The following is a 13,018-nucleotide window of genomic DNA, read 5'->3' as shown; positions in this document are numbered from 1 at the left end:
GATGACGCAGCGTTGCACGCGCATCCTGCCGGCGGACGCCGAGCATCCGGTGCCGGTCGATGTCGTCGTTCTCGCGCATGACCAGCGGCACCTGCGCCGCAAGCTCCTGCATCTCCAGCATGGCGAGATGGTCATGCTCGATCTCAAGGAAGCGGTGATGCTGGCGCATGGCGACCTGCTGGCGCTGGATGACGGCACCGTGGTCGAGGTGATCGCGGCGGAGGAGAAGGTCTACGATATCCGCGGCCGCGACCGGCTGCACTTGATCGAGCTTGCCTGGCATCTCGGCAATCGCCATCTGCCGGCGCAGATCGAGGAAGAGCGGATCGTGATCCTCAGGGATCCCGTCATCCGGACCATGCTGGAGGGGCTGGGCGCAAGTCTGAGGGAGGCGAGCGAGCCGTTCCATCCCGTGCGCGGCGCTTACCACCAGGCCGGCGGCGGGCATTCGCATGGTCATTCGCATAGCCATGGGCATTCCCACGATCACAGCCATGATCACGGGCATCACCACCATGACTGACGCGGCGGTGGCCGGGGCGCGGGTTGAGGAGGGCGGCGCGGGGACGCGCGGCCTGATCCGTCTCGTCACCTGGCTATCGCCCGCCTTTCCGGTCGGGGCCTTTGCCTATTCGGGCGGGCTGGAACAGGCGGTGAAGGGTGGGCTGGTGACCGATGCCGCCACGCTGCGTGGCTGGCTGGAGAGCCTGTTCGTGTCGGGCAGCGGTTGGGCCGATTGCGTGTTGCTGGCCGCGGCTCACCGTGCCAACGACGATGCCGATCGCCTCGGCGAGATCTGCGCGCTTGCGGTCGCCATGTTCGGCGGGCGGGAGCGGCAGATGGAAGCGCTGTTGCAGGGCGAGGCTTTCCTGACGGCGGCGCTGAGCTGGCCGCATGCGGTTTTCGATCGGCTGCCGGCCGAGGTTCCCTATGCCGTGGCGGTCGGGGCCGTCGCCGGCGCCCATGGCGTGTCGCGGGTCGATGCCATCGCGGCCTATCTCCATGCAGGGGCCGCCAATGCCGTTTCGGCGGCGATCCGCCTCGGTGTCACGGGGCAGACGGGCGGGGTGGCCATTCTGGCCGGAATCGAAGATAATACACTTCAGGTTGCGAGACGTGCGGATATTTCCAGTTTAGATGATCTCTGGTCATCCACTCTTGTTGCAGATGTGATGGTGTTGCAGCATGAGACGATGGAGCCCCGGCTGTTCCGCTCGTGAGCGGCCGCGCAAACCGAAGGCAAGGACGAGGACAGGACATGGCATCGAGAAACGGACCGCTTCGTGTGGGCATTGGCGGGCCGGTGGGCTCGGGCAAGACGGCGCTGACCGACAAGCTGTGCAAGGCGATGCGCGAGCGCTATTCCGTCGCCGTTGTCACCAACGACATCTACACGCGCGAAGATGCCGAGGCGCTGGTGCGCATGCAGGCGCTGCCGTCCGAGCGCATCGTGGGCGTTGAGACCGGCGGCTGCCCGCACACGGCGATCCGCGAGGATGCGACGATCAATCTGCAGGCCATTGCCGATCTCAACCGGCGCATTCCCGATCTTGACGTCATCTTCATCGAATCGGGCGGCGACAATCTGGCCGCGACCTTTTCGCCGGATCTCGCGGATCTGACGATCTACGTCATCTCCGTGTGCCAGGGCGAGGAAATCCCGCGCAAGGGCGGGCCGGCCATCACGCGCTCGGACCTCCTCGTCATCAACAAGACCGATCTTGCGCCCTTCGTCGGCGCCGATCTTTCCGTCATGGAGGCCGACGCGGGCCGGATGCGTGCGGCGCGGCCCTTCGTCTTTTCCGACATGAAGCGCGGCGCGGGCGTGGACGAGATCGTCGATTTTCTCACGGTGAACGGCGGGCTTTGACATGCGGGCACATCCGGTCAGGGCTGGCGTCTATACGATCACCCGGCTGGTCGACGGGATCTTCAAGGCGCCTGTCTCCGCGCTGATGCATCCGGAGGGGGCAGGCCGTATCGCCGACCTGCTCGGGGAAAGCGCCGATACCATCCCCATGCCCGTCAACGGTTTTCTCCTCGAGGGGCCGGATGGCCTCAGCCTCGTCGATGTCGGCTGCGGCACGGTCTGGGGCGACACCTACGGATCCCTGCGCCGCGCGCTCGACGTGCAGGGCGTGGAACCCGGCGACATCAACCGGATCTACCTCACCCATCTGCATGGCGATCACGCCTATGGGCTGGTCGATGGGGAGAGCGCCTATTTTCCGAATGCGGAGGTGCTGGTGCCGGCATCCGAACTCGCCTTCTACACGGATGCAGCGGCGCGCGCGCATGTGCCGGAGGGCCGGCGCGGCGCCTTCGATGTCGCCGCCCGGCTTCTTGCGACGCCCGGCCTGCGGCTGCGCACCATCGAGCCCGGCAACGTGGCCGAGGAACTGTGCTGCCTCGCGCTGCCCGGCCATACGCCGGGGCACAGCGGCTACCGCATCGGCGCCGGTGACTGGGGCCTGCTGCTGTGGGGCGATGTCGTGCATGCCGAGGCGCTGCAACCGCAGGACCCCGCTCTCGGCTTCACCTTCGACCTCGATCCGGAGACCGCCCGCGAGAGCCGCCGCAAGGCGCTGGCGCTCGCCGCCGAAGAGAAACTCGTCATCAGCGGCGGGCACATTGACGGCTTCCGGTTGGTGATGCGCGATGGCGAGGGCTACCGCCTGGTGCCGTCGTCGTTTCTGGCCTGAGGGGCGGGGGCATTTCCGGGGCGCGAGGTTCATCGGATGGGAAGCGGCGATAGGAGACATGGACCAATTCGAGGGTGCAGGCTGCCATGGGGCCGGGACCGGACTGGCGGTTTTAAGGTTCGATTATGGAACGCAGTCGTTCAAGCAGGTGAGTTTTACTACTTGATTAGGAGCCGCCTGTTTGGCACCAGCCATCAAAATGCGGTCATCAACTGCTATAAATACATCTTGAACTTGGCGGAAAAGCCGCAGCTTGCTGCGCTTACGACATACACTACCTCCCGCGTGATGGTCACCCCGTGTGCTGGCCCCGCAGCAATCACGGCACCGTTGTGCAGGTGTTCAAAAAATATCTGGGATGAGTTATAAAAACAGCGCCCGCTTTATATTTAGGTATGCCGAGAGGGTAACGGCGAGTTTCGCATGACAAGTTGGGTGAGCTGCCATTCGGCTACAAATCAGCCGATCTCAATCATTCGATTCCAGTTTAATCTAGCACTAACCGCAAGTGCAACGTAAGGTGATGCGGCTTTGCAATATGTCAGAATAAGTTATGCAACAGTCTAGCACCGCGGCACTCCGAGCTGCCATAGTACAAGCGTTATACCCGATCAGCGCCAACATGCTCGCAGATGTCTGCGAGGCACTTGGTCTGGAGCCAGGCACGCGTGACCAAGCATTCTCAAGCAAACAGCGTTATGTTTCGATCCGTCTGCTCAAGCTGTCGCGTGAACAAGTGTTAGAGGTGGCCCGCCGGACCTTCGACAAATACCCTACTCCGGAACTTTTTAAAGCGGTCCAACGCGCAACGCAAAGGCAGCCTGCCGACAGCATTGTGTCCGACGCCTTAGCCTCTTTCGACGAAGTAGGCGTTCACACGGTTTGGCAACGTGCTCTTGAACGCAGGCAAACCGATCCGGAGGGCGCAATTACCCTGGCCCGCACGCTACTAGAGACGGTCTGCAAGCATATTATCGAAGGAGCAGGCGCGGCCTATAATGAAAAAGATGAACTGCCGCGCCTATATCGCAGCGCTGCCGAATGCCTGAATCTTGCTCCAGATCAGCACACCGAAGATATTTTCAAACGTATACTCGGTAGCTGCCAAGCTGTTGTTGAAGGGTTGGGCGCGATCCGGAACAAACTAAGCGATGCCCATGGACGAGGCTCCAAACCCGCGCGTGCAACCGAACGCCACGCGGCACTTGCGGTTAATTTAGCAGGTGCCATGGCGATGTTTCTTGTAGAAACATCGCTTGAACGCTCCCGTTAACCCAAAACAGACACCGATAAGCCTCTGCCTCACACGCCGAAAAAGGTTCGCATCTAGACTTCACCAACGAGTCTCATTTCCCAATCTCCGCACGATAAGTCACCTCGATATACGAATGCGAACGACGGGATTTGGGTAAAACTGGAAGCTATCCAAACGTCCGAATTGAGGGTGCAAAGCCGCCGTCAGAATTCCAGATAAGTAGGTCTGCTTCGGGCAAAAAGCCGACGACAGCCCTGAGCCTGCCGCCAAGACCCCCAACCGCCACTCACACCCGCTGCACCCCTCACGCCTCGCGCAGCGCATCCTTGTCGTGCACCTCGATCACCCGGCCGCGCACCACCACGCCGCGTTGGCGAAGGTGGGAGAAGGCGCGGGAGAGGGCTTCCGGCGCAAGGCCGAGCTTGCCGGCGAGGACGCTTTTCTGGAAGGGCAGGCGGAAGCTGACCGGGGCCTGGCCTTCCGGGCAGTGGCGCAGCAGATAGTGGGCGACGCGCTGGTGGGCCGTCAGCAGGCGGTCTTCGGCCAGGCTGTCCTGCAGATCGTGCAGGCGTTGGCAGAGCAGCGTCATGACGGCGCTGGCAAAGCTCGGGTCTTCGGCGAGCATCTGCCGGGCGCGGTGCATGTCGATGTGGGCGATCAGGCTCGGTTCCAGCGCCTGGCCATGGGCGCCGGCCACGCGGCCGCGCGAGAGGATGGCGCATTCACCGAAAACGTCGCCGGCGGTGAAGACGCCGAGGTCGGCTTCCCGGCCTTCGCGGCCGCTGCGGTAAACGCGCACCAGGCCGTTCAGCACCACCATCAGGCTGTCGATGCCTTCGCCTTCGCGAAAGAGAATGTCGCCGGCCTCATGGCTCGAGACCAGCGCGCCATCCAGCAGGCGCGCCGCCGTTTCCGGACGCACGCCGCCAAAGAGCTGGCATTTCATGATCGTTTCGCGGTCTCTCGTGTTCAATCTCAAGGTTTTCACCGTCATCCCCTTTCCGGGTGCGGCAAGGTCTGGTCGCCGCCCCCGTTCTTTGCGCCCGTCGTGACGCGCCCCAGCCCCATGGCCCGGCCGCCGCGCCGTCTCCCGCAAGGAAGCAGGACCATTGGGCGAGGCATGCTGACAGCGCGCTGAACCGGCTTGCGCGGGTTCAGGCCTTCGGTGGCACATGGTTCGTTCTGGGAAGACAATCGCAGCAAAGGGCAAGACCGGCCTTGATCTTGATCAATCGGCGGCCGCAGCAAGCGGGAGCATTTGCAGGCAGAGGGTGATTTCTGACCAGACCCGTTTTCGCTTCGTTGAGGCGCTGGCGCAGGTCTGGAAGACGGCTCAAAAACAAGAAAGCCCCCGGCACGGATGCCGGGGGCCTGTCAGCCGATCGGATGTCGTGGCCGCTATTCGGCGGCGAGCGCCGGATGGTTGATCACGTTCGACTTGGCGGGCGGGCCGTTTTCCTCGGCCTCCAGCTTGGCAAGGCGCGTCTGCAGCGCATTGATGACGCGGCTCTGGTCGATCACCGTTTCCGTCAGCGCCTCGTTGTCCATCGGCGGGCTTTCCTCGTCCTTCTTGCCGACGAAGCGGCCGAAGATGCGGCCGAGCAGGCGCGACAGATCATCCATGATCAGGAAGAAGGAGGGCACGACGACGAGGCTGAGCACCGTCGAGACGATGATGCCGCCGATCACGGCGATCGCCATGGGTGCGCGGAAGGAGCCGCCTTCGCCGACGCCGAGCGCCGAGGGCAGCATGCCGGCGGACATGGCGATGGAGGTCATGATGATCGGGCGCGCACGCTTGCGGCCGGCTTCGATCATGGCTTCCACCCGCTCCATGCCGTGCCGCTTCATCTCGATGGCGAAATCCACCAGCAGGATGGCGTTCTTCGTCACGATGCCCATCAGCATGAGGATGCCGATGAGGACGGGCATGGAGAGCGAGTTGCCGGTGAGGATGAGCCCCATCGCCACGCCGCCAATGGCCAGCGGCAGCGAGAAGAGGATGGTGAAGGGCTGGATCACGTCCTTGAAGAGCAGGATCAGCACCACGAGCACCATCAGGAGGCCGAGCAGCATGGCGTTGCCGAAGCTCTGCGTCATCTCCGCCTGCACCTTGGCGTCGCCGCTTTCGGCCAGTTGCACCGTCGGCGGCAGCTGGGTTTCGGCCACGATCTTCTTGAATTCGGCCGTTGCCGTATCGAGCGCGGTGCCGAAAGGCACGTCGGAGCCGATGGCGACGACGCGGTTGCGGTTGTTGCGCTTGATCGAGCTCGGGCCCTCCGCATAGTCGATGTCGGCGACCGTATAGAGCGGCACGCTGGCGCCGCTCGCGGTCTTGATCTTCAGGTTGCGAATCGCCTGGAGATCGCGGCGCACATCCAGCGACATCTGCACGCGGATCGGGATCTGCCGGTCGTCCAGCGAGATCTTCGCGAGGTTGGCGTCCACGTCGCCGATGGTGGCGACGCGCACTGTCTGGGCGATCTGCTGCGGCGTGATGCCGAGGCGGGCCGCTTCCGCCGTGCGGGGGCGGATCTGCAATTCCGGCCGGGGCAGGGCGCCCTCGGACGAGACGTTGGCGAGCACCGAGGAGGCGCGCAGGCGCGATTCCAGCGTACCGATCGCCTCGTTCAGATCCTGCTCGTTGGTCGAGAGGAAGTTGAAGGTCAGGTCACGCTCGGCGCGGTCGTTGACCTTGGAAATACGCACGTCCGGGATCGATCGCACCGCCTGGAAGATCTCCCGCTCGATATCCCATTGCGGGCGCGTGCGGCCATTGTCTTCCACCTTGGGCATGAGGTGGCCGATCAGCGGCAGATTTCCGAGACCCTTGTTGACGAGCGTCTTCAGCAGCGAGTGGTCGATATGTTCGAGGATGACGCGCACGGTGGCGCGGCGCATTTCGAGATCGCCCTTCGGCGAGGCGCCGCCAAGGACGAAGACGCTCTCGACGCCGGGGATGTCGCGTATCGCCGCATAGATCTGGTTGGTCGAGGCGCTGGTTTCATCCAGCGTTGCGTTCGGCGGCAGTTCCACCGAGAGAACGACGCGGGAATTGTCTTCCGGCGGCAGGAAGCTGCCGGGCACCTGCGCGAGCAGCATGACGGAGCCGATCAGGAAGGCGATGGCGCCGAGCAGGGTGGTGTAGCGCCAGTACCATTTGCGGGTCGTCCCGGACACCAGCCGGGTGTAGCCGCGCATGATCAGGCCGTCCTTGTCGTGGTGTTCGTCCATGCCGTCGCCGGAGCGCATCAGATAGGCGGCCATCAGCGGCGTGATGAGACGCGCCACCATCAGCGAGAAGAACACGGAGAAGGCGACCGTCAGGCCGAACTGGATGAAGTACTGGCCGGGAATGCCCGGCATGAACGACACCGGTACGAAGACGGCGATGATGGTGAAGCTCGTCGCGATGACGGCGAGGCCGATTTCGTCGGCGGCTTCCAGCGCGGCACGATAGGGCGTCTTGCCCATCTTGATGTGGCGGGCGATGTTCTCGATCTCGACGATGGCGTCGTCGACGAGAATACCCGTCGCCAGCGTCAGTGCGAGGAAGCTGACGAGGTTCAGCGAGAAGCCCATGAGGTCCATGATCCAGAAGGTCGGGATCGCGGACAGCGGCAGGGCGACGGCGGCAATGAGCGTGGCGCGCCAGTTCATCAGGAAGAGGAAGACCACGATGACGGCGAGCAGGGCTCCCTCCATCAGCGTGTGCAGGGCCGCCTCGTAATTGCCGTAGGTGAAGTAGACGCTGTCATCCACCATGGCGATGGAGACTTCGGGATGGGTCTTGCGCACGGCCGCAAGGCTTTCGGCGACGGTGTCGGAGACCGAGACTTCACTGGCGCCCTTGGCGCGGAACACGGCGAAGGTCACCGTCGGCGCGCCGTTGAAGCGCGAGAAGGACTTCTGTTCCTGATAGGTGTCGGTGATGGTGCCGAGTTCGGAGAGCTTGACGAAGGTCCCTGTCGGCAGGGCGATGGTGGTGTTGGCGAGCTGGGCGACGCTGCGGGCGTCACCGAGCGTGCGGATCGTCTGCTCGTTGCCGGCCACCTGGCCGCGGCCCGAACCGAGATCGACGTTGGTGCCGCGCAGCTGCGCGTTGACGTCTGGCGCGGTGATGCCGTAGGCGGCGAGCTTGTCCGGGTTCAGCGCAATGCGCACCTCGCGGTCCGCCCCGCCGTAGCGGTCGATGCGGCCGACACCGGGCTGGCCCTGAAGGGCGCGCTTGACGGTATCGTCCACGAACCAGGAAAGCTCTTCCAGCGTCATGTTCGGTGCGGTCACCGCGAAGGTCTGGATGGCCTGACCTTCCACGTCCACCTTGGTGATGACGGGTTCCTCGATGCCGGCCGGCAGGTCGCCGCGGATCTTGTCGATGGCGTCCTTGGTTTCCTGCAGCGCTTCGGCCGTCGGCTTTTCGATGCGGAAGACGACGGCGGTCTGCGAATTGCCGTCGGTGACGGTAGACTGGACCTCATCGACGCCGCTGATGGACGCCACCGCGTCCTCGATTTCCTTGGTCACCTGCACTTCCAGCTCGGCGGGTGATGCGCCGCTCTGCTGGACGCTGACCGCGATGACGGGGACGTCGATGTTCGGGAAGCGGGTGATCGGCAGGGCGTAGAACGCCTGGATCCCCATGAAGAGAAGCAGGGCAAAGCCGAGCAGCGGCGCAATGGGATTGCGGATCGACCAGGCGGAAAAGTTCATGTCCTACCCTCAGTTGGACGCGGCCTGGGTCTCTTCGCTACGGATCGGCTTGATCTTGTCGCCATCCCGCACGAAAGCCCCCGCCTTCGCCACCACAAGGTCACCAGCCTTCAGGCCGCTGACGATTTCGATGAAGCCGCCATCCTGGATGCCGGTTTCGATTTTCACCTGCTTGACGACGCCGTTCTCCACCGCGCGGGCGAAGGAGCCGTCCCGGCCGCTGGTGATGGCCGACAGCGGCAAAGCAAGGCCCTCTTCCTCGCGGATGACGATCTCGGCGCTCGCATACATGCCGGCGCGCGCGCCCTGATCTCCGCTGACGACGATGTGCACGGCGCCGAGGCGCGTGACGGGATCGACGGTGGGCGAAACGAGCCGCACCTTGCCTTCGATTGCCGTCGTTCCGCCCGCCACTGTCACAGTGGCCGGCTGGCCGACCTTGATCTTCTGGATGTCGGTTTCGGAAAGGTCGGCGACGAGCTCGATGGCATTGTCGCGAATGAGCGTGAAGAGGGGCTGGCCGGCGCCGCTGGCGATCGCCCCCACCTTGGCGGTGCGAGCGGAGATCACGCCGGCGACCGGCGCCTTGACGGCGGTGCGGGCAAGCCGAAGGTCGATATCGGAAATCTGGGTTTCGGCGACCTTGATGTCGGCCTTGGAGACGGCGATCGCCTGCTCGGCGGAGTTGACCCGGGCGAGGGCGGCCGTCGCGGCGGCGCGTGTCTGGTCGGCGATGGCCGTTGAGACGATGCCGTTCTTCACGAGCGCGGCATTGCGGTCTCGGGTGCGCACGGCCTCTTCGGCATTGGCCTGAGCTTCGGCGAGCGCTGCCTGATACTGGGCGAGGCCCGCCTCGGCCTTCGCAAGCGTTGCCTCCAGCTGGCTCTTCTGCAACACGAGCTGGTCGTCATTGAGGGTGGCAAGAACCTGATCGGCGGCAACGGTATCGCCGACATCGGCCTGAAGCGAGCGGATCGACAGGCCTTCGACGAGCGGCGCGACGAAAACTTCCTCGATGGCGCGGATCGTGCCGGAGGTCAGAACGCGGTCCGTCATCTTGCGGCTTGTCACGGCGCTGACGACGATGGCGGGCAGCGCCTGCTCGGCAGACGGCTGCGCGCTGGTCTCAGCGGCAGGTGTGGCAGTGTCCTGCGCCAGAGCCTGCAAGGGGGCCGCAGCGGCCAGCGAAAGCCCTGCAAGAAGGGCGCCGGCCAGGAGGGGGTTCAACGTGTCGGCCATCTCATATACTTTCAAAACCATGGACTTTGCGCCTGCGTGCGGCCTTACCGCCTGTGGCATTCGCCGTCATTCCGCTCTGCCCGGAGTCTTGCGGGCGTCATTGCTTGCCGGAGACACCGCAAAACCAACGGCTTCTCGTAGGTTTTTCGAACCTGCGGGCGCAGGCGAATGTAATCAGCGCCCGAAATGCTTACAAGATTGCAAATCTTGTGGTGCCTCAATAATTTTTAGCCTGCTTTGCACTGCACTGCAACACGAGAAGAGTCGCCAACGCAAAAGGGGCGCGCAACAGCTTGTCGCACGCCCCCTTCTACTCTGAGCCGCGCGCTGCGGATTACTTCAGCGCCTCATTGGTCACGTCATGCGTCCAGGCGCCTTCCGGCTCCTTGGAGATCACGGGGTCGGAACCGCCGGCCAGAAGCGAGGCGACGGTGCGTTTGTAGTCGGCTTCATCCAGCGCGCCGTTCGAGCCGGCCGTCAGCTTGGCGACTTCGCCCATCATGCGCTTCTGGTGGGCTTCCGTCTGGGCGCCGGTGGAATCGTTTTCGAGCACGATCTCGGCGGCTTCGTCCGAATTGGCCTCGGCGTATTTCCAGCCCTTCATGGAGGCGCGGACGAACTTGACCATCTTCTCCTTGAAGGCCGGGTCCTTCAGCTTGTCTTCCAGCACGTAGAGACCGTCTTCCAGCGTCGCCACGCCCTGGTCCTCGTACTTGAAGGTGACGAGGTCTTCCGGCTTGATGCCGGCGTCGATCACCTGCCAGTATTCGTTATAGGTCATGGTGGAGATGCAGGCGGCCTGCTTCTGGATCAGCGGATCGACGTTGAAGCCCTGCTTCAGCACCGTCACGCCATCCGGGCCGCCATCGGTCTTCAGCTTCAGCTGGCTCATCCAGGACAGGAACGGATATTCGTTGCCGAAGAACCAGACGCCGAGCGTCTTGCCCTTGAAGTCGGCGGGCGTCGCGACGCCGCTTTCCTTCAGACAGGTCAGCATCATGCCGGATTTCTTGAAGGGCTGGGCGATGTTGACGAGGGGCACGCCCTTTTCGCGGGTGGCCAGCGCCGAGGGCATCCAGTCGACGATGACATCGGCGCCGCCGCCGGCGATCACCTGGGCCGGGGCAATGTCCGGGCCGCCCGGCTTGATCTCGACATCAAGGCCTTCCTCCTCGTAGTAACCCTTTTCCTTGGCGACGTAGTAGCCGGCGAACTGGGCCTGCGTCACCCACTTCAGCTGCAGCGTGACCTTGTCGGCCGCGTGCGCGGAAAAGGCCGTCAGCGCCAGCGCGGTGCCGGCGATCAGCGATGCGATGGTGGTCTTCATTGTCGTTCCCTCTTCTTGTTAGGCCTGCCCACCACGGACAGACGGATGCCAGAAGGTGACCATGCGCTCGATGAGCGCCACGGCCCCGTAAAACGCCGAGCCGGCGAGCGCGGCGACCGCGATCTCGGCCCAGACCATGTCGACATTCATCCGCCCCACTTCGGTGGAGATGCGGAAGCCCATGCCGACGATCGGCGTGCCGAAGAACTCCGCGACGATGGCGCCGATGAGGGCGAGCGTCGAGTTGATCTTCAGCGCGTTGAAGATGAAGGGCCATGCGGCCGGAAGGCGCAGCTTGATCAGCGTCTGCCACCAGCTGGCGGCATAGGTGCGCATCAGGTCGCGTTCCATATGGCTGGCGGCGCCAAGGCCCTCAACCGTGTTCACCAGCATGGGGAAGAAGGTCATGATGATGACGACGGCGACCTTGGACTGCCAGTCGAAGCCGAACCACATGACCATGATCGGCGCGACGCCGATGACCGGAAGCGCCGAGACGAAATTGCCGAGCGGCAGCAGGCCCTTCTGCAGGAAGGGCGAGCGATCGATAAGGATGGCGACGAGAAAGCCGAGGCCGCAACCCATGGCATAGCCCGTCAGCACCGATTTGAGGAAGGTCTGGCGGAAATCGGCGGCGAGGATGGGCAGCGAATTGACGAGCCGCACGCCGATCATCGAGGGCGGCGGCAGCAGCACCGAGGGTACGTTGAAGCCGCGCACCAGCCCTTCCCACAGCACGAGAATGGTGATGCCGAAGATCAGCGGCACGGCAAGACGCGCAGCCCTGCGGGCGAGCGGCGCGGCAAAATCCCGGCGCACCAGCCATTCGTTCAGCGCCCAGGCGGCGGCCCAGAAGACGAGCGTGCCGAGGATGAGGCCCCAGTTGTTTTCTCCGCTCATGGGCGTGCTCCCATGCGGCGCAGCACGGCGGTGTGCGCTATGCCGACGATGGCGACGAGGATGGCGGCAAGCGCCGCCGCCATGAAGAGCGCCGACCAGATCTGCACCGTCTGGCCGTAATAGGAGCCGGCGAGCAGCCGCGCGCCGAGGCCTGCGACCGCACCGGTCGGCAGTTCGCCGACGATGGCGCCGACCAGCGAAATGGCTACGGCGACCTTCAGCGAGGTGAAGAGGTAGGGCATGGAGGCCGGCCAGCGCAGCTTCCAGAACGTTTGCGCCGGCGTGGCATTGTAGGTGTGCATGAGGTCGAGCTGGATGGCCTCGGGGCTGCGCAGGCCCTTCACCATGCCCACCACGACGGGGAAGAAGGACAGGTAAGTGGAAATCAGCGCCTTCGGCAGCAGGCCGGAAATGCCGATGGCATTCAGCACCACGATGATCATCGGCGCGACCGCCAGGATCGGGATCGTCTGGCTGGCGATGACCCAGGGCATGAAGGAGCGGTCCATGGCCCTGTTATGGACGATGCCGACGGCAAGCACGATGCCGAGCGCGGCGCCGATGCCGAAGCCGAGCAGGGTGGCGGACAGCGTGATCCAGGCGTGGTAGACGAGGCTGCGCTTGGAGGTGACCGCCTTGTTGACGGTCGTGTCCCAGATCTCGGCGATCACCTGATGGGGCGCGGGCAGAACGGGACGCTCCTGCGCCATCGTTCTCGGCAGGATCTCGGCAAAAGTGACCTCCGTGCCGGCTCGGGCGGCCGTATCGCGCTCGAAGGGCGCGTTGAGGAAGACGGCGGCGACGTACCAGACGGCAATCAGGATCGCGATGACCGTGCCGACGGGGATGAGACGGTCGCGCAGGAAACTATCGGTCCTCATG

At 64.1% G+C, this 13,018-nt stretch carries 11 protein-coding genes; 5 read left to right on the top strand and 6 right to left on the bottom strand.

Features of this window, described 5'->3' with window-relative positions:
* Position 1: 1 nt before the first annotated feature.
* The 5 genes from ureE to F3H41_RS07370 all read left to right on the top strand — a co-directional run bounded on the left by ureE (position 2) and on the right by F3H41_RS07370 (position 3,975).
* Complete coding sequence (gene ureE / locus F3H41_RS07390) at positions 2-523, top strand: urease accessory protein UreE (RefSeq protein WP_149737915.1); 522 nt, start codon at positions 2-4, stop codon at positions 521-523.
* The gene (locus tag F3H41_RS07385; protein ID WP_244616134.1) at positions 516-1,220 is read left to right on the top strand and encodes an urease accessory UreF family protein; all 705 of its coding nucleotides are present in this window, start codon (positions 516-518) and stop codon (positions 1,218-1,220) included. Before ureE ends, F3H41_RS07385 begins: the two co-directional genes overlap by 8 nt.
* A gap of 38 nt (positions 1,221-1,258) precedes the next feature.
* Entirely contained in the window at positions 1,259-1,870 is a 612-nt protein-coding gene (gene ureG, locus F3H41_RS07380) for an urease accessory protein UreG (protein ID WP_149737914.1), read from the top strand.
* Between the two features lies 1 nt (position 1,871).
* A complete protein-coding gene (locus F3H41_RS07375) occupies positions 1,872-2,702 on the top strand; it encodes an MBL fold metallo-hydrolase (RefSeq protein ID WP_149737913.1) in 831 nt (276 codons plus the stop codon).
* 622 nt (positions 2,703-3,324) lie between these two features.
* On the top strand, positions 3,325-3,975 hold the full coding sequence (locus tag F3H41_RS07370) for an abortive infection family protein (protein ID WP_244616097.1): 651 nt from the start codon (positions 3,325-3,327) through the stop codon (positions 3,973-3,975).
* 286 nt (positions 3,976-4,261) lie between these two features.
* Here the strand turns inward: F3H41_RS07370 and F3H41_RS07365 are convergent, their stop codons facing one another.
* The 6 genes from F3H41_RS07365 to F3H41_RS07340 all read right to left on the bottom strand — a co-directional run bounded on the left by F3H41_RS07365 (position 4,262) and on the right by F3H41_RS07340 (position 13,017).
* Entirely contained in the window at positions 4,262-4,903 is a 642-nt protein-coding gene (locus F3H41_RS07365; RefSeq protein WP_244616096.1) for a Crp/Fnr family transcriptional regulator, read from the bottom strand.
* Positions 4,904-5,355: 452 nt separating this feature from the next.
* Entirely contained in the window at positions 5,356-8,670 is a 3,315-nt protein-coding gene (locus tag F3H41_RS07360; RefSeq protein WP_149737911.1) for an efflux RND transporter permease subunit, read from the bottom strand.
* A gap of 9 nt (positions 8,671-8,679) precedes the next feature.
* The gene (locus F3H41_RS07355) at positions 8,680-9,930 is read right to left on the bottom strand and encodes an efflux RND transporter periplasmic adaptor subunit (protein ID WP_244616095.1); all 1,251 of its coding nucleotides are present in this window, start codon (positions 9,928-9,930) and stop codon (positions 8,680-8,682) included.
* Positions 9,931-10,243: 313 nt separating this feature from the next.
* Entirely contained in the window at positions 10,244-11,236 is a 993-nt protein-coding gene (locus tag F3H41_RS07350; protein ID WP_149737910.1) for an ABC transporter substrate-binding protein, read from the bottom strand.
* Positions 11,237-11,254: 18 nt separating this feature from the next.
* Positions 11,255-12,136, bottom strand: a complete 882-nt coding sequence (locus tag F3H41_RS07345) for an ABC transporter permease (protein WP_149737909.1) — start codon at positions 12,134-12,136, stop codon at positions 11,255-11,257.
* Positions 12,133-13,017 (bottom strand): ABC transporter permease, encoded by an 885-nt coding sequence (locus F3H41_RS07340; protein ID WP_149737908.1) that lies wholly within the window; start codon positions 13,015-13,017, stop codon positions 12,133-12,135. Before F3H41_RS07340 ends, F3H41_RS07345 begins: the two co-directional genes overlap by 4 nt.
* Position 13,018 lies beyond the last annotated feature (1 nt).

The organism is Rhizobium sp. RU20A (assembly GCF_900155885.1).
GTDB lineage: Bacteria > Pseudomonadota > Alphaproteobacteria > Rhizobiales > Rhizobiaceae > RU20A.
This window is presented reverse-complemented; position numbering and strand designations above follow the sequence as displayed.

Coding starts and splice junctions, on each gene's coding strand:
- ureE (WP_149737915.1), top strand. CDS start 2: ATGACGCAGCGTTGCACGCGCATCCTGCCGGCGGACGCCGAGCATCCG.
- F3H41_RS07385 (WP_244616134.1), top strand. CDS start 516: ATGACTGACGCGGCGGTGGCCGGGGCGCGGGTTGAGGAGGGCGGCGCG.
- ureG (WP_149737914.1), top strand. CDS start 1,259: ATGGCATCGAGAAACGGACCGCTTCGTGTGGGCATTGGCGGGCCGGTG.
- F3H41_RS07375 (WP_149737913.1), top strand. CDS start 1,872: ATGCGGGCACATCCGGTCAGGGCTGGCGTCTATACGATCACCCGGCTG.
- F3H41_RS07370 (WP_244616097.1), top strand. CDS start 3,325: ATGCTCGCAGATGTCTGCGAGGCACTTGGTCTGGAGCCAGGCACGCGT.
- F3H41_RS07365 (WP_244616096.1), bottom strand. CDS start 4,903: ATGAAATGCCAGCTCTTTGGCGGCGTGCGTCCGGAAACGGCGGCGCGC.
- F3H41_RS07360 (WP_149737911.1), bottom strand. CDS start 8,670: ATGAACTTTTCCGCCTGGTCGATCCGCAATCCCATTGCGCCGCTGCTC.
- F3H41_RS07355 (WP_244616095.1), bottom strand. CDS start 9,930: ATGGTTTTGAAAGTATATGAGATGGCCGACACGTTGAACCCCCTCCTG.
- F3H41_RS07350 (WP_149737910.1), bottom strand. CDS start 11,236: ATGAAGACCACCATCGCATCGCTGATCGCCGGCACCGCGCTGGCGCTG.
- F3H41_RS07345 (WP_149737909.1), bottom strand. CDS start 12,136: ATGAGCGGAGAAAACAACTGGGGCCTCATCCTCGGCACGCTCGTCTTC.
- F3H41_RS07340 (WP_149737908.1), bottom strand. CDS start 13,017: ATGAGGACCGATAGTTTCCTGCGCGACCGTCTCATCCCCGTCGGCACG.